At 69.8% G+C, this 15,894-nt stretch carries 16 protein-coding genes; 2 read left to right on the forward strand and 14 right to left on the reverse strand.

Translation table 11 applies throughout. The features are described from left to right. Positions 1-99: 99 nt before the first annotated feature. Positions 100-492: a plasmid mobilization protein gene (locus tag E6A26_RS09980; protein WP_168928713.1), complete on the forward strand. Its 393-nt coding sequence runs from the start codon at positions 100-102 to the stop codon at positions 490-492. Then, positions 489-2,099 carry a relaxase/mobilization nuclease domain-containing protein gene (locus E6A26_RS09985; protein WP_136611044.1) on the forward strand — a complete coding sequence of 537 codons (1,611 nt, stop codon included), beginning with the start codon at positions 489-491 and terminating at the stop codon, positions 2,097-2,099. The genes E6A26_RS09980 and E6A26_RS09985 overlap by 4 nt, the downstream gene beginning before the upstream one ends. Positions 2,100-2,414: 315 nt before the next feature. Here the strand turns inward: E6A26_RS09985 and E6A26_RS17755 are convergent, their stop codons facing one another. From E6A26_RS17755 to E6A26_RS10060, 14 genes are all read right to left on the reverse strand, one after another. Further along, complete coding sequence (locus E6A26_RS17755) at positions 2,415-3,122, reverse strand: HNH endonuclease (RefSeq protein ID WP_136611045.1); 708 nt, start codon at positions 3,120-3,122, stop codon at positions 2,415-2,417. 174 nt (positions 3,123-3,296) lie between these two features. Then, complete coding sequence (locus E6A26_RS09995) at positions 3,297-3,983, reverse strand: hypothetical protein (protein WP_136611046.1); 687 nt, start codon at positions 3,981-3,983, stop codon at positions 3,297-3,299. Then, positions 3,983-5,125: a hypothetical protein gene (locus E6A26_RS10000; protein ID WP_136611047.1), complete on the reverse strand. Its 1,143-nt coding sequence runs from the start codon at positions 5,123-5,125 to the stop codon at positions 3,983-3,985. The genes E6A26_RS09995 and E6A26_RS10000 overlap by 1 nt, the downstream gene beginning before the upstream one ends. Next, positions 5,122-5,826, reverse strand: coding sequence for a DUF4913 domain-containing protein (locus E6A26_RS10005; RefSeq protein WP_234865318.1), 705 nt, complete (start codon positions 5,824-5,826; stop codon positions 5,122-5,124). The genes E6A26_RS10000 and E6A26_RS10005 overlap by 4 nt, the downstream gene beginning before the upstream one ends. Then, positions 5,819-7,780, reverse strand: a complete 1,962-nt coding sequence (locus E6A26_RS10010; RefSeq protein ID WP_136611048.1) for a type IV secretory system conjugative DNA transfer family protein — start codon at positions 7,778-7,780, stop codon at positions 5,819-5,821. The genes E6A26_RS10005 and E6A26_RS10010 overlap by 8 nt, the downstream gene beginning before the upstream one ends. Beyond that, positions 7,767-9,335 carry an ATP/GTP-binding protein gene (locus E6A26_RS10015; RefSeq protein WP_136611049.1) on the reverse strand — a complete coding sequence of 523 codons (1,569 nt, stop codon included), beginning with the start codon at positions 9,333-9,335 and terminating at the stop codon, positions 7,767-7,769. The genes E6A26_RS10010 and E6A26_RS10015 overlap by 14 nt, the downstream gene beginning before the upstream one ends. Next, entirely contained in the window at positions 9,335-10,840 is a 1,506-nt protein-coding gene (locus tag E6A26_RS10020; protein ID WP_136611050.1) for an SCO6880 family protein, read from the reverse strand. Before E6A26_RS10020 ends, E6A26_RS10015 begins: the two co-directional genes overlap by 1 nt. Next, positions 10,837-10,977, reverse strand: a complete 141-nt coding sequence (locus E6A26_RS17595) for a hypothetical protein (protein ID WP_168928714.1) — start codon at positions 10,975-10,977, stop codon at positions 10,837-10,839. The genes E6A26_RS10020 and E6A26_RS17595 overlap by 4 nt, the downstream gene beginning before the upstream one ends. Before the next feature lie 3 nt (positions 10,978-10,980). Continuing rightward, positions 10,981-12,156: a hypothetical protein gene (locus E6A26_RS17600; protein WP_168928715.1), complete on the reverse strand. Its 1,176-nt coding sequence runs from the start codon at positions 12,154-12,156 to the stop codon at positions 10,981-10,983. Positions 12,157-12,283: 127 nt separating this feature from the next. Continuing rightward, on the reverse strand, positions 12,284-13,015 hold the full coding sequence (locus E6A26_RS10040) for a hypothetical protein (RefSeq protein WP_136611054.1): 732 nt from the start codon (positions 13,013-13,015) through the stop codon (positions 12,284-12,286). Continuing rightward, positions 13,012-13,317, reverse strand: coding sequence for a hypothetical protein (locus E6A26_RS10045; protein ID WP_136611055.1), 306 nt, complete (start codon positions 13,315-13,317; stop codon positions 13,012-13,014). The genes E6A26_RS10040 and E6A26_RS10045 overlap by 4 nt, the downstream gene beginning before the upstream one ends. 12 nt (positions 13,318-13,329) lie before the next feature. After that, positions 13,330-13,953 carry a DUF6668 family protein gene (locus E6A26_RS10050; RefSeq protein ID WP_136611056.1) on the reverse strand — a complete coding sequence of 208 codons (624 nt, stop codon included), beginning with the start codon at positions 13,951-13,953 and terminating at the stop codon, positions 13,330-13,332. Then, positions 13,953-15,350, reverse strand: a complete 1,398-nt coding sequence (locus E6A26_RS10055; protein ID WP_136611057.1) for a MinD/ParA family ATP-binding protein — start codon at positions 15,348-15,350, stop codon at positions 13,953-13,955. The genes E6A26_RS10050 and E6A26_RS10055 overlap by 1 nt, the downstream gene beginning before the upstream one ends. Positions 15,351-15,367: 17 nt before the next feature. Further along, positions 15,368-15,889 (reverse strand): hypothetical protein, encoded by a 522-nt coding sequence (locus E6A26_RS10060; protein ID WP_136611058.1) that lies wholly within the window; start codon positions 15,887-15,889, stop codon positions 15,368-15,370. Between the last annotated feature and the right edge of the window lie 5 nt (positions 15,890-15,894).

The following is a 15,894-nucleotide window of genomic DNA, read 5'->3' on the forward strand; positions in this document are numbered from 1 at the left end:
TAAATGGCTTGGAAGCTCGACCCGGGGGTCGGGCTTCTGGCACACTGGCGTGTGAGTCCCCGAGGTTCGGGGTCGCTGCGCTGGGCCGGAAGGAGCGTCATGGGCGAGGCCAAGACGGTACGGCGCCTCGGCAAGTCGCGCCGTGACAACGAGCGGGGCGGCCGCAAGGAGTACATCAAGGTCTGGTGCTCCCCGGAGGAGAAGGCCGCTGTCGTCGTCAAGGCCGAGCAGCAGGGTGTGACGCCACCGCGCCTGCTGTTCGAGAGCGCCATGGCGCAGCCGGGGGAGACTGCTTTCGACCGCCGCAACCTCGCGCAGGAGCTGCTGGGGATCCGGACCCTTCTCGGGGCTGTGTCGAACAACGTGAACCAGATCGCCCGGCACGCGAACGCCACCGGAGAATTCCCCGATGACGCCGCCGCGGCGGTGGCCGCTGCACGTCGTCTCATGGCCCGCATTGACGAGGCCGTGGTGCAGGTGATGCGCCCATGATCCCGAACGTCACCAAGGGTGACCGCATGGTCGGGCTCATCAACTACCTGGTGGGCCCGGGCCGTGCGAACGAGCACAAGGACCAGCGGCTGATCGCGGCGTCCGAGTCGATCGTCAGTGTCGAGGTCGGGCAGCGCCTGGACGCCGAGGCGGCCCTTGCTCTCGGCCGCGAGATGGACATCCCCAAGTCCGTCTTCGGTGCCGGCAAGGAAGGGGCCAGGCACGTCTTCCACGTCTCGCTGAGCCTGCCTGCCGATGAGGGACAGCTCAGTGATGAAGCGTGGGGGAAGATCGCCCACGGCTTCGCGGAGAAGATGGGTTTCACCGGCAGCGACGGCAAGCCGCCGTGCCGGTGGATTGCCATCCACCACGGGTCCAGCAAGGCGGGCAATGACCACATCCACCTTGCCGTCTCCATGGTCCGCGAGGACGGCACCCGGTGGAGCCAGCACAAGGACTTCAAGCGCGCCCAGGACGCCTGCGCGGAGCTCGAGGAGGAGCACGGTCTGCGCGTCGTGCGCGGGCCGCATGCCGAGCGCGGCTACCACCCCAAGGAACGGGAACGCGCCGTCGCGATGGGCGCGGCAGAGCTGGACCGTGACCGGCTCCAGCGCGTCCTGCGGGCGGCGTCCACCGCGAGCATGGACGAGGCCGAGTTCGTCCGGCGCCTGCGCCGTTCCGGGGTCCTCGTGCGACCCCGCTTCGCCCAGGGCGGCACCGGGGCCGTTGCCGGCTATTCAGTCGCCCTCCGGCCGGAGAGCAAGGCGGAGAAGCCGGTGTGGTTCGGCGGCGGAAGGATCGCCCGGGACCTGACCCTGCCGCAGCTGCGCAAGGGCTGGAACGTCACGGACGAGACCGTGGCCGCAGCCCTTGCCGAATGGCAGGCGGCCGCCCAGGGGAAGCGCCCGATCACCGAGGGCCGCGAGGGCCGCGAACCAACTCCTGCCGAGTGGGAGAAGGCCACCGCCGAAGTCGGCCAGCTCTACGAGCGGATGAAGACGATCCCGCTCGACGATGACGCCCTCTGGGCCCAGGTCGCACGCGAAACCTCCGGTGCCTTCGCCGCCTGGAGTCTGCGCACCGAGGCAGTGCCCGGGCCGCTGGCGGACACCGCCAAGGCGCTGGCCCGCACGGCCCAGCTGCGCCGCTTCCCGCCCCGGGTCGAGCACGCGCCCATGCCCAGCGCGAAGGGCGCAGGCATGCTGCTCATGCAGACCTCCGTCGGGCCATCCACGGCAGCCGGGCACGCCCTGCTGCTGGCCCAGCTGCGCAACACCATGCGCGCCATCCACGACATGCACAAGACCGCCGGCAGGCTCGGCGACGCCGAGCGGGTCAGGGCCGCGGCCATGGACAGGCTCACCATCGTCCGCGGAGACCTCCAGGCCCTCCGGACCCAGCGCGCGACTGAGCAGGCGCCGCCCTCCGCAGGGTCCCGCTGGCTCGCCGACGCACCGGGTGTGGAGAGCGAGCAGGAGAAGGTCCAGCGCCTCGTTGCCCAGGCATTCCCGGGCGCTCCGGCCACGGCCCCCGTGTCCGCGCCGGAGACCTCCCGGGGCACCAAGTCCCGCCCCGGCAGGGACAAGGACCAGGGCAGGAACCGATGACGGTTTCCCCGGCCACGCCCCACGGCGTCAAGGCTTCTTGACATGCAGTGGACGGCGTTTGGGGGAGTTTGACAAACGACCGACGGCCCCTCGGCGCGAAGGAGGAGCGCGAGGGGCCGTCGTTAGCGGGCAGACGGGGTGTCTGCCATCTCGGGGGGATCAGCTATCGCAGAACGCAAAGGGGTGACTATGGCAGCCTGATTCAGGACCTGGGAGACGGCTTGATCTAGGACCACCTGCCTCCCGCCCGGCGGCTTCGGATGCTCCCCATGCGGCAATTCGCCGCCTAGATGAGTCCGAGGAGAGACAGGGCAGTCACTCATTGTTGTTCATTGTTGGGGATGAGCCATTCGGGCAGGCGAGAAGCCGGGTCAGCGCCACCGTGTCCCCGTACTCGGGATATTGCTCGAGCCATTCAGCGAGCGTCTTCTTCAGCTTGCTCCGGTTGCAGCGGGCACATGCCGGAACGAGGTTGGCCACGCAGTGGAGGCCACCGCGCGCGATGGGCTGGACGTGGTCGATGTCCTCGAACGGTCCGCCGCAGTACACGCACGCTGGCCCGTACGCGACGATGACCTCTTCGAGTGTTTGCGCGGTGACGCACCCACAGTCCTGATCACGCATTCGAGCACGTCGCTTGCTTGCGGCGTTTCGTCGCATGATGCCAACCTTTTCAGCGTTGGCCTCCTGCCAACGCTTGACGGTTTCCGAGTACTTCCCCTTGTTGGCCTCGTACCACGCGCGGTTGCGCTCTAGGTGCTTCGCTGGGTCGGCGGCATACCTTGCCGCGGCCTGGGCTGACCGGTGTTCTTTGTGCTCCTCGGCCCATGCTTTGGTGGTGGCCGCGTGGCGTTCCTTGTTCGCTTCGCGCCAGCGGCGTTCCTGAGCGTTGACGCTCTCTGCGTTGGCGGCACGGTATGCCTTGTTTCGGGCGTCGATGCGGTCTTTGTCTGCGAGGTAGTATTCGGCCGCCGCGGCCTTGCGGCACGCCTTGCAGCTGGGCCGTAGCCCATCCTTGTACATCTTCGACTTGTGGTACTCGGTGAACGGCTTGAGCCCTCCGCATGTCCGGCATGTCTTCACGATGGCCCCCAGCAGTGATGAGCCCGAATGGGGCGCTTGGTGAAAAGGATAGACGGGTGCCGGAGTCCCAGCGTGAGAGCTATTGTCGCCGAGTGTTCGGGTCGGTGGTTATTGCTACTTCCTTACCGGGATCCAGGCTTGGACATAGTCGCCTCCGTGCAGGAACGAGCGGAAGTCCTGTTCGGAAGCGATAGCTTCGGCCGGGACGATCGAGTGCGTCAGGATCAGGGATACGCCGCCCCAGTCCTCGATTGCGGCAGGGGCCGCAATCGGCATCTTGGCGATGTAGTCAGAGCCGATCGGGCTCATGGAGAACTTGAATTCCAGACCGTTCAGCGACCCGAACCAGTGCGGATCGGACGCGGTGCCCAGCTTCAGATTCCCCGGCTCGGAGAACCCTTGGGAGAGGTAGTAATCCTTCAGGCTTCGGGGCCAGGCCTCGACGCCCGGGCGGAAGCTGAAGCCGTCGACGCTCGGATTCAGGATCGCAAGCGGCAACTGCCGGGGCTTGCTGGAAGCGCTTTTGGTGGGAATGGTCAGGCCCAGTGTCAGCCAGGTCATGGGGGTGATCATCGATGAGGCCAGATCGGTAGCTGTTGTCGGCGCGCAGGTGGCATGGCGAGCCCACACCGTGGGGAAGTGTTCTGTGGCGGCGTCCAGGCGCACCTTGTCGCCATCGCGCAGCTGCTTGCCGCAGTACCGGCAGTCACCGCCCGCGTAGACGGAATTGCGCATATCTGCTGCGAGGGCCGGGCCGAAGAACTCATCAAGGCTTGGGTCTTTTACTACGTCCAGTCGCATCAGCGGCTACCTTTCGTCAGCTGGGACTTCCTCGCCCCGTTGTTGTTCGGTCGGGCCTCGGGGGCATTGCGCGGGGCGGTGGCGACGGCCTGGCGGGGATGGGTCCCCTGACTGACGTCGGCCAGCACGCGGGCGTCCACGGCAGTCTGGTCGGCCAGTCCCTGGAGTGACGCGGCGAACTCCCCGCGCCGCTCCGCCGTGTCCCACTCATCGTGCGCCACAGACTCCTCCCGTTGCTGCTCCTGCCGAGCGGCCCACGCCAGATCCTCCTCGGAGGGGCCGTCCAAGTCCGTTGCCACCCCGTCCCACTCCTGGGACCGGCCCATGGCCCGGTCTCCGTCCACACGGTGGCCGTCCGCGGCGCCGGCCTCCCGGACGGCATCCCCGGTGAGCCTGTCCGTCTCCACGGACACAGCCTGTGCCTCGGCGGGCTGCCCCGTCTCGGCCTTCCAGCGGCGGACCAGCTCGGCCTCGTCGGACCGCGCGGCCGCCACCGTGTCGGCGGCGGCGTGGCTGCGGGTCCACTGCGCGAACCGCTCCGGGTCGGCAGAGGCGGCCCAGGCCTTCGCCGCCTCCAGCTCGCTGGCAGCGGCGTTGGCCTGCTGTGCCTCCGGACGGGCCAGCCAGGCGCTGACCAGGGCGACGTTGAGGCGGTCCCGCTCCTCGTGGCTGCGGGCCTGACTCATCTCCCGGGTCCATGCCCCGTCCATGAACGGATCGTGCTCGGCCACCCACTGCCGTGAGCGCAGCAGGTCGGTGACCCGGCCCGGCATCGAGGCCGTGACGTGCACACCGCGCTCGGCCAGCTGCTCATCCATGTGCCGCAGCGTCTGGGCGATCTCCGCGTCCTGGCCTGCCCAGGACACGGCGGTCTTGTACGCGGCCCCGATCCGCTCCGGGTCGGCCTCGGCCCACCAGGAGTCGGACCGGGCGCCCGCGAGGGAGGCGCGCGCCGCACCGCGCTCGGCCTCGAAGCGGGCCGCGAGCTCGCGGCCCGCCCGTTCGGAGGCCGCACGGGCCTGGGCGAGGTGCTCCTGCCGGGCCCGGGCGGCAATCTCTCCGAGCCGGGCGGCGACCATGACCGCCTGGCGCAGCATGTCGTCCACTGCCTCGCCCACGCCGTCTGAGTGGTGAGTGCTCATGACTGGGTACCTCCTTCATCCTTGGATTCGCGCACGTCGGGGAACAGCTCGGGTGGCGGGGCCACCAGTTGGAACTGGCCCAAGGGGCTCTCCGCGTGCCTGTCCGGCTTGCAGCCGTTGAACGGGCCGCTGGTGGCGTCGGTGAGGACCGGCAGATGGTGGTCCAGATGGTCCTTGAGCCACACGCTCATGCCGGTGCGCCCGTCCAGGCGCAGGTGCTCCCACGCCCGCCACAGGGCCTCGAGGCGGATGATCGCCTCCGCGTGCTTCCACCACTGGGGGCACCATGTGGTCTTGTCCCCAGTGGCGGTCAGCTGGCGCCGGTAGACCGGCACGAGGAACTTGGCCACCCACTCCGCCGTGGACCCGTACACCAGCTCCGGCTCCGGGACCGCCTCGGAAGTCGCCTTCGGCACCGGCTTGAGGGTTCCGTCCTCCAGAGCCCGGTGGATCCATGCCTCCACCGCGTCGTAGTCCCACTGCGGCGGCTCCCAGCCCAGTGGGGCCGGTGCCTTGCCGTGCATGACGAGGGACCGCCAGCGGCCGGCCTTGATCGGCTCGGCCTCCTCGGCGATCTGGGCGAGGACGTCCGTGACACTGAGCAGGAAGCCCCGCCCGTCCTCCCCGCCGTCCACGGCGGCGGGCGCCGCGGTCTCCTCCGGCTCCGGGGACTCCTCCCAGGCGTCGATCGGCTCAGTCATGACGTGCCGCCTCCAGCCACTTCGAGGCAGCCGAGGCCTTCGCTGGCATCGGCTGGGGAACTGTATTGATGGGTTGCTGCATTTGCAGGCTGCTGTTCTGCTGCATGTTCAGCGCGACCCGGTAGGCGTCCACCAGGGAGTCCGGCTTCTCGCCGGCGCGGCGCAGCACTAGGCGCTCGAACGGCGTCCACGCGGTGCGCCGGGCCTGGGCCTCCGCCGCCTTCTTCCTGCTCTCCGGGGTCGGGTCATTGAGGTCCAGGGAGAACCACACGGCATCGGCGTGCGGGGTGTCCATCCACCGCACCGTCTTGATGAGCGCCCCGGGAGCTCCGGCGCGCTTGACGATGGCCCGCCCGATCGGCATGGCCGCGAGGTCCCCCACGGTCCAGATGTGCTCCTTGCCGCCGTCGGGGCTCATGGACACGCTCCTGCGGTCCCCGGCAGTGACGTTGACCGTGTCGTAGCGGTATTCCCCCAGCGTGGAGGACACCTGCCGCAGGAAGCCCTCTTCGTCCAGGCCGGAGCCGATGACCTTCACCGTCGCGGCAGAGTAGATCGCCTTCATGCCCTCCTCGCCCCACAGCCGCACGCCCTGTGAGTACGACTGGAGCCAGGCGACCGGCAGAAGGCCCTTGGACCCGAAATGGGAGTACTTGTCCGGCAGGTCCTTCCAGATGCACACGTTGGCGATCTCATCGAGGGCGAACACCAGCGGCACTGGCAGCCGGCGGAATGGCTGGGTCATGGCGTGGGCCTCGGCGGCGTCTGCCACGGCGACGGTCAGCGCGGTCGTCAGCGCCGCCGCGGACCCGCCGCCCTCCTTGGAGAGCAGGTACAGGGTGTCCGTGCCCCGGACGAACTCGGCAGGGCTGAACTCTGGGCGGTTGTCCCCCGGGCCGGTCGGGTTCACCCAGTGGCGCGCCCCGGTGGACTTCAGCACCGCGCACATGGCCTTGGCCGTGCCCACGATGCCGTCGCGCTGGCCCGGGTCGAGCTGGAGCTGCGCTTCCAGGGCGAGCCCGAACGCGGCGTACTTGCCGCCCTCGGCGGCGGCGAGGACGGCCTGGGGCTCCTTCATCCCGACGTTGCCGCCCGTGATCCAGTCGTAGACGGTCACGATCGGCTTCTTCCCCAGGGCAGCGGCCAGCAGCAGGGCCGCGAGCATGTCCCGGCCCTCGTTGTCGAAGTAGGGGTCCTCACCCTTCACATTCGGCCCGCGCCCGGCCACCTTGAAGATATCCGCGAGCTTCTGGGCGTGGTCGTCGTCCACCACGTAGCTGAGCGGGTTCCACCACCAGCTGGCCCGGTCGGGGCTGATCTTCTGCGGGTTGAAAGCCCATACGGTGCCCTTGAGGCCCCGGGGCAGCCGCGTGGCGTCGATGACGTCAGGCTTGTTCGAGGTCGAGACGACCGCGCCCGGGGCGTCCAGCACCGCCGGGATGACCTGGGAGGCAGTCTTGCCCTGGCGGGGGCCGAAGATCGACAGCGCCACGGATTCGACGTCGGCCACGAGCCGGGCCAGCCCGGCGACCGAGATCCCGAGGAAGATCCCGGGCCAGGTGAGCCCGAAGCGCCTGGCCGCTCGGCGTGCTCCCCGCTCGGTGAGCATGGCAATGTCCTTGCCCCGTCCCATCTGCGCGGCCTTGTAGTCGACGCGGGAGAGCCCCTTCGCGGCGCGGACGCGGACCCAGACCACCAGGGCCCCGAGCAGGGCCATGAGGACCAGGACGGCGGCGAGAGAGCCTGTGGACGCCGTCGACCAGTGGAGTCGGCCCGCGATCAGCCCGAAGGGGGCCTCCATCGGGTTCAGGGGCAGCTTCTGCCCGTCCCGGCTGACCCACGACCCGCCGTACAGCCCGGCGTCGACCACCAGGACGACGGCGACCACCAGGCCCAGGCCCATGAACAGGGCCCAGGTGCCCGGGGCGACCTGCGACGTCCTACGCTGCTGCACTGTCTGCTCCTTCTATGTTGTCCTGCCCCTCTTCTCCGAAGATCTCCCGCTCGATCTCCTCGGTGGAGGCGCCCTGCTTGCGCAGGCTCTCCCACCGGGTGTTGGTGTCCGAGATCTCGTCCTCCACACCGGTCAGCTTCATCTGGACCGGGATGCCGGGGGCCTGGCCGAGCTTGATGAGGAACTTCCCGCGCCCGTAGGGGGCGGTCCTGCCGTGCTGGTTGGTGGTGATCTTCTTCACGTCCGCCCAGGACTCCACCCGGCGCTTCTCCTGCCGGGTGAGACGGCGGAAGTGCTCGACCTCGGACAGCTCCTTGGCGCCGAGGCCACCGAGGACGACCATCGCGCAGCGTTCGACGAAGCCCTTGGCCTTGGCCCGGTCCGTCTCGTCGGCCACGGCCTCGAAGTCCTTGAGGGTGTGGGAGATCATCATCTGCCCCACCCCCTCGTTGCGGTTGAGCCGGGTCAGGGAGTCGGCTTTGTCCACGATCCCGCGCCCGACGCGCAGCGCGCGCCAGAACTCGTCCAGGACGATGTTGTAGTTCCGCCGGGGCTCGAGGCCGGCGTCGGCGAGGACCTGGGCGGTGTTGACGGCCTCGAACCCGACAGACCAGCAGGCCAGCAGCCCGGCGGCCTGCTTCTGCGGCTGCGTGTCGGGCAGTGCCGAGAGGTCGAAGCAGACGGAACGGGTCATATCCAGCTGCTCGGTGGTGTGCCGGGAGAACATGTCCCCCAGCGGGCCGGAACCGGTGGCGATGCCGATCAGGGAGGTCCGCAGGGCATCGGTGGCGTCGAGGTAGCGGTCCATGTCCCCCCGGTCCAGGACCACCGTGCGCAGGTCCTCCGGCGCCTCGGCGATCAGCTTCTCCAGGTCCCGTACCAGCGGCACGCCGTCGTGCCGGTCGTAGAGGATCTCCAGCGCCCTGCCCAGGATCAGGTCCTCCTGCTCGGAGGGCTTGGACTCCCTCGAGACGGTGATGAGGGCCATCATCAGGGCCTTGCGCTGCTCGTGCGCGCCTCGGGCCACTTCCTCCCGGAGCGTGCCGGTCAGCCGCTCGACCGCCCGGGCCGAGCCCCCAGGGTCCAGCGGGTTCAGGTAGCCGCGCCCGGCCCCGAGGCGGTTGACCTTCCCGTCAGCCTTCCGGGTGCGCAGGACGTGCTCGCCCTTGACGTCCCCGAGGTACATGCTCGGAACGCCCCGGTAGGCCAGCCACAGGCACATCTTCCCCACCGCGGTGGACTTCCCCAGGGCCGGGTTGGACATGAAGTACACGGACGGATTCGGGATCAGGCCCTCTTCGAAGGCTCCGAAGTGGTCGAGCCCGACCACCTGGCCGGTGATCATCTGCTGGCCCAGCGGCGCACCCGCCAGAGGAGCTCCGGAGCCGGAGGAGAACGGCCACAGCCCGCACACCTGCCGGGACGAGCCACGGTACTCCGGGGGCAGGTCCAGCAGGTTCGCATATCCGCCGCCGGCAATCCGGTACCCGCGCTTGAGCGGGTCGAAATGCCGACTGCGCGGGGCGGGCCTGGGGAGCAGGTTCAGCGGGTTCATCAGACTGCCTCTCGGATCTTGGAGGGGACCATGACGTAGTCGGGCAGGACCAGGCCCAGCGGCAGCGACGCGGCGAAGGCGGTGTCCTGGGCGCCGTAGGCCGGACGGACGGTCAGCTGGGACTCCGCGGCCAGGTCTTCCACCCCGTAGCTGACGGCCAGGGCGTCCTCCACGTTGCGGATGGTGGCCGTGATGACCACGCCGAAGTTGAGCATTCCCGCGTCCTTGGCGACCTCCTTGGCGGTCTGGACCGTCTTGGCGTAGTCGTCGATGGCCCGGAAGTTCGGGGTGCCGGTCGAGGCCGCCCGGTTCTTGGCCGCGTTGACGTCCTTCTCCGCCACGTCCATGGCCCTCGCTGCCGACACCGGGCGGAAGAGGAACGTCACACGCTTCCGGTCCACGTCGCCGGTCGGAGACAGGATCGCCTCGAGCACGTTCGAGAACACCTCCCCGCGCGGGGCCACCGACATGACCCACGACTTCGAGAACCCCGAATCGTGCCGGTACCATTCCCACCCGGCGTTGTGGGCGATGGGGCCGACGTCGTTCCAGGACAGCGACGGAGTGACCTCCTCGGCGTGCGCGGCCGCGATGTGCCTGGCCACCGCGGGATCGTAGGCGCTGCGGACGACCTCGCAGAGGGTCTGGGCGGTGACCGGGTGCGCGTCGCCGGCCCCGCACTGCTCCAGGTGCTCGGTGAGCTTTCCCAGCCGGGCGCCGAGGTCGATGCCCAGGTCCTCGACCTTGCGGGGACGCGGAGCGCCCTGCCGCCAAGCGGTAACCGTCACGGCGAGGAAGGCCCGGGTCACCGGGGCCGACTGCGGGAAGGTCGCCTTGACCTCCTCCATCATCTGCACCGTCGCCTCGGGGGCATCCGGGTGACGCCGGGTGTCCACGGCCTGACGCAGCCGGACACCGAAGTCCGGGGCCGTCTCCACCGTCACGGACGCCGCTACGACGTCGGACTGCTTGCCCAGGTCGGACAGCCAGCCGCCCCAGTTCGCCACATAGGCGTCAATCGTCTGCGGGTCCTCCAGGGACATCCCGGTGGGCTCGCACTCGATCACCACCGTGGCGTGATTGGTGTCCGGCATGAAGACCAGGGCGAAGGCGCGGTCGAAGGAGTCAGTGAACTGGTGCAGCTGCGACTTGGCCAGCAGGCCCGGCAGCTGCGCCGTGCCGCTGGGAATGAGCCCGACAGGGCCGGAGCGGTAGAGGTTCGTACGGCGGTTCACGGCCTTCCTATGCGCGCGCTTGGCGACCATGCGGCTGATCCGGGACTGCCCGTGCCGGTCCCGCACCGTGAACACCGCCAGGGCGATGCCCATCACGAGGAAGGTGATGAATCCCCAGACCGGGCCCGCCAGCCGGAACACGAACAGCAGCACCAGCAGCGCCGTGATCATGGCCCATGTCTCCAGGGCCCCCAGCTTGCCGATGCCCGCAGTGCGCGGCCTGCGCCAGTTCCCGTAGGTCGGCTCCGTGTATGTCGTCTGCTCGCTCATGCCGCACCGCCTTCGCCCAGGACGGCAGCCGCGGGCCCCGAAGTCTCCTGCACAGCGCCGGCACCCCTGACGGTGGAGACGGTGACAGGCGCACCCGGGGCCAGCTCCGGCACGCCCTGCTGCTTCTTCGTGTCCATGGACTATCCCTTCTGGCTTCCGGACGGGCCTTCGCCCGCCGCTGACTCTGCGGCGCCTTGCACGGCGGCTGCGCCCTTCTTCACGGCCTGCACGCCGACGGCGGCCGCGATCCCGGCCGGGCCCGCGGCGGCGGCAGCCCCACCGGCTCCCGCTCCTGCTGCACCGGCACCCGTGCTGCCCGCCGCTCCTGCGCTCGCCCCCGAGGGCGCGGCGGAGGCAGCCTTGGGCTGGGATGAGTTCGTGCTCGCCCCGGACGCCTGACGGTCCGTCGTGCTGCTGGCACTGCTGCTGTGGCTGGTGGTCGCGCTGCTCGAGGAGCCGCTGCGGCCGCCGCCCAGCCGGCCGTTGTTGATCGCGCCGGTGGCCAGAGAGCCGACCGCGGCGCCCATGGCAGCCATGCCTGCTCCCCCGCCGCTCGCCGCGGCGACCATCGGGGTGACCAGGCGCATCAGCGCAGGCAGTGCCACCAGTGCCAGGACCATCAGGGACAGCCCCACGATGGCCTTCACACCCTCATCCGCGGAGGCGAAGATGTCCGAGCCGGTGAGCTTGAAGGCCACCGCGTAGCAGAGCGCGGCGGCCGGCTTGTAGAGGGTGAAGGCGATCAGCCAGGACAGGAACCGCTGGAACCACTGCTTGCCCGTCTCGGTGTTCGTGAACGCCGCGGCGGTGGGCAGGCCGCCGGCCAGCAGGATCAGGATCCCGGAGCGGAACACCATCATCACCAGCTGCACCAAGGACACGAGGATCGCCAGCACGCCGAAGATGACGGCAAGCAGGACCCCGAGGCCACCGGTCAGGGAGATCATCCCTGCGACGCTCTGCGCGAACCCGGTCCCCTTCGTGGCATTGCTCAGCAGGGCCTTGGCCATCTCGTCGAAGCCGGTGATGAGCAACTGGAGCACCGCCACACCGGAGCCTGTCACCAGCGTGAAGGTGATCAGCTGCTTCACGATGTCCATCAAATGCTTGCTGCGCTGCTCCCACACCAGCCGGCCGGCACCGACGAGGATGCCGAAGACCACCAGGACGAGGGTGTACCACCACAGCTGGTTCTGCGCCCACCACACCACGTCGGACTGCTGGTCCACCGTGCCCGGAGTGATCACAGGCGTCGTGTCCACGTTCACCCAGAAGGTGCCCAGCCACGCCACGGCCTTCCCCCACGCCTCGATCACAGCATCCCGAAGCTGATCCAGAGCGCCGTTCGCCGCAGCACCAGCAACGTTCTTGACGATTTCGCCGCCCCAGCAGCCTGGATCCGCTGGTAAACATTGCTTTGCGGGAACGATCATCGGGAACATGTCAGACCCCCGTCCACGGAACGAAGTCGCTCAGATCCTTGAGTGATGTCGAGGTGCTGCTGTCCTCAAGGACGACCTTCCAGTCCCCGCCCTCCCAGCGCAGGGCGTAGGTCACTGACCCATAACCGGTCCGGGAGTCCTGCGTGACTTTCATCCCCAGTGCGATCGTCGCGGAGTCAGGCGCGTAGGAGACGACCTTGAATCCACCGATTTGCATACTCATCGATGGATCAAGTGGTGTCTGCGTGGGCGGGGCGGCCAGGGCCTGATCCCGAGCTGGTGACTTCGCCGCGAAGTTCTTGTTGATGACGGTCGGCCCGCCGGGAAGCGTCCCGACGCCGACGATGTTCGCGGCGGCGTAGAGGGCTCCCGTGGGGCTGTGCTGGTAGCAGGTTCGCAGGCTGCCGTCAGTCTTTCCCGGGCCGCTGCCCTTGGGATCGGTCGGGACCGCGACCCGGCCCAGCAGCTCCCACTTGGTGGGCAGGCCCACGGACGGGTAGCGCTGGTCCCCTGCAGGAAGCCCACACACGCTCTGGCTGGCCTGTGCAGTGGCGGCGGCCGTCGCCGGAGAGGTGGGCGCGGGTGCCTGTCCGGCGCTCGGGGATGGCAGGGCCACGTAGGCCACGCCCAGGGCGATGAGCACCACGACGACGGCGGCGCTGGCGATGAACCGGGGCCGGGTCCACGGGCTCTGGCCCTGAGGGGAGCCCTGGCCTTCGGTGGGCTGGCTCATGCCATGCCCCCGGAGGCCGCCACCACACCGCCGACGATGCCCGAGGCCACCGAGGCGACGATGCAGCCGACCAGGACCATGCCGAGGGCCTGGGCGTGCTGGCCGCCTCCGTGCCCGCTCTTCTGGTCGATCATCATCTTGCCCGCGGCGAACAGGATGCCCAGGACGCCGAGGCCGAACACGATCCAGGCACCCCATCCGAGGATCTTCAGGAACCCGGCACCGCCCGGGGGCTCCTCCGGGGAGGGGTTGGGGATCGCGGCCAGGACGTCCGCGGCGAGGTTGAGCGCTTCCAGATGCATGTATGTCTCCTCCTACTGGGTGCCGGCGGCAGTGTGCAGCCGGATCTTGTCCAGGACGCCGCGCGCTGCCGGAGGCAGCGCGGCAGGGTCCGGCGTCTCGGTCAAGCGCCACCCCTCCACCCAGGGCATCTGCCACAGATGGGGCACCGCACCAGCGACGAGCCGGAGCCGGTCGGTCAGGGCCTTCGGCAGCCGCCCGGGCGCATCGGCCATGACCACGAGCCCGGCCAGCGACCCCGGCAGGGCCCCTGAGCCGTACTCGATGGCGGCGAGCTGGGCGGCGCGCAGCCCCGCTGCGTTCGAGCGGCAGACCAGCAGCACCACGTCCTGGCCGCCGCGCTCCTGGTCATGGTCGTGGCGGACGGGCCATGCGTGGTCTGTGCTCACCGCGCTCTCGAGCAGGGCGCAGAGGGTGCTCTCCTCTGCCCCGCCATGGGCCCCCATGACCCACACAGCCGGACACGGCCCGACGACTGTGGTGCGCGGAACACCGGTCTCCGACTCCCACCGCACGCCCCTCTGCGGCCGCGTGGGACCGGCTGGGGCATCCCGGACCGCCGGGGCCGCTGTGGGCTCCGGGGCGACCTCGAGGGCCTGGAGCCACTTCGAGGCGGAATGGCGGGCGGTGGCAGCCATCAGAGGCCCTTCGCGACCGATGCTGCCGCGGCCAGCCAGGCCCGCTGGGTGGCGGGACGGAGGGCACCGAAGTGGATCACGCCGTCCTTGAGCGCCGGGTCGAACGGGATCACGTGGACTTCGCGCACGTAGGGGCGGAACTTCTCGGCGTGCAGCTGGGCCAGCTTCTCGTGTCCGGGCTGCTCCTGGGAGACGATCGCGACGGCGTCGGCCGCGAGCTGCGCGGTGCGCTCGTCGCGGCCGGCCAGGCCCTGCAGGGTCAGGCGGGCACCTTCGACCCTGTCCTCCACCGTGGTGGCAGTGACGACGAGCTGGTCCGTGTGGCGGATCATCTGGCGCCAGTTCGCGGCCCGGTGGTTGTTGCCCGAGTCCATCAGGATCACGTTGAAGTACTTCGACGCGACCGCGTGCAGGACGTCGACCTCGTCGGCTGTGATCTCGTGCTCGCCGTCGATGTCCTGGTCGGAGAACAGCGCGTCGTACTTGTCTGCGGTCTGGCGGTGGACGAAGGCGTTGATGTCCGCGGCGCGGGCGGTGTCCGAGAGCAGGTGGGACGAGCGCTCGAGGACCTGCAGGGCCGAGCTGGCGTGGTCGCCGCGCTCCACCCGCCACGGCAGTGACCCGGTTGTCTCGTTGTTGTCCCAGGCCAGCACCGAGCCGCCGGCACGGCCGAAGACGGCCGCAAGGCAGACAGTGGTGGGGGTCTTCGCCGCGCCGCCCTTCTGGTTCACCACAGCGATCGTGCGCGGACCTGAGTAGATGCGGGAGACGAGGTGCTCGTCCGCACGCTCGGCCAGCTCCGCCGCGCCCGGGGCGAGGGCGAGCCCGAAGGCGTTCGCCTTGCCCTGCCAGCCCTTCCTGGCCGGCTCAATGTTGTCCTGCACCGCGAGGAAGGACTGCGAGTCCCGCAAGGACCTGCGCACCGTCGCCGCCGCCGGGGCCGGGGCCTCAGACTCGGCGGGAGGCGCTGGGTCGCCATCTTCAAGGCTCTTCACGATGCTGTCGAAGCCGTCCGCAGCCTCGCCCGGGGCGGTCAGCTCGACAGCCGGCCCTTCTCCACGCGAGGCCTGGGGCTTGAGCCTGGGAGTCTCCGCAGCGGCCGGCACCGGCTCCACCGTCTCGTCCAGAGACTCGGAGTACTCCTCCTCGATCTCCCCTTCCGGGGAGACCAGCAGCACTCCGATGCTCTCCTGGTCACGGGTGGTGACCCTGACCGGGGACCCGCCCGTGCGGGCGTGCGCGACGACCAGGCCCAGCAGTTCGCGGCGGACCTCGACCTCGCTGCCGCCGACCACGGTCTGTCGGGATGCTCCGATGAGCAGCTCCCCGCCGGTCTCGTCCTTGATGGTGATGCTGATCGGGGGGAATTCGCGGATCCTGCTCTTGTCGATCGCCATCTTCGTTCTCCTCTTTCTCAGGCGTCCTCAGCGGCGATGTCCTGGACGAGCCAGGGCTGCGCCGCTGCTGTGCGGTGGAGCAGGACGACCCACTCCCCCGCGTCGGTCGTGAAGACCGCCTTGACGGTCATGGGGTCCCCGGACGAGGCCTTCAGGGCCGGGCCGGAGAGGACCCTGCTCACCGGCACCCGGGCCGGGTTGATGTACTCGGCCTCGGTCCGGTAGGCCGGGGACAGCATCGGCGCCAGGTCCGTGATCCACTGCCGCTGGTCCACCCGGGGCCGGGCGAACAGGGCCATGGCCTTGGCGGCCGTGTCCTTCGCGCTCTGCTCGCCGGCGGCGTCCCACGAGGAGACGGGCAGCGGCGGTGCGTTCTGGGCCTGGGCGTGGTCGCCGCCGCTCAGCGAGGCCGTCCACGAGGGCGTGGGCGTCGCGCTGGGTGCCTGGGCCGTCTGCGCAGTCGGTGCAGCCGGGCCACACGCCGTGCAGGCGAGGGCCAGCGCGGCCCCGGCCGCGGCGGCCATGGTCCTCTGCAGCATGCGGA

It is taken from the genome of Sinomonas albida (assembly GCF_004919045.1).
Lineage (GTDB): Bacteria > Actinomycetota > Actinomycetes > Actinomycetales > Micrococcaceae > Sinomonas > Sinomonas albida.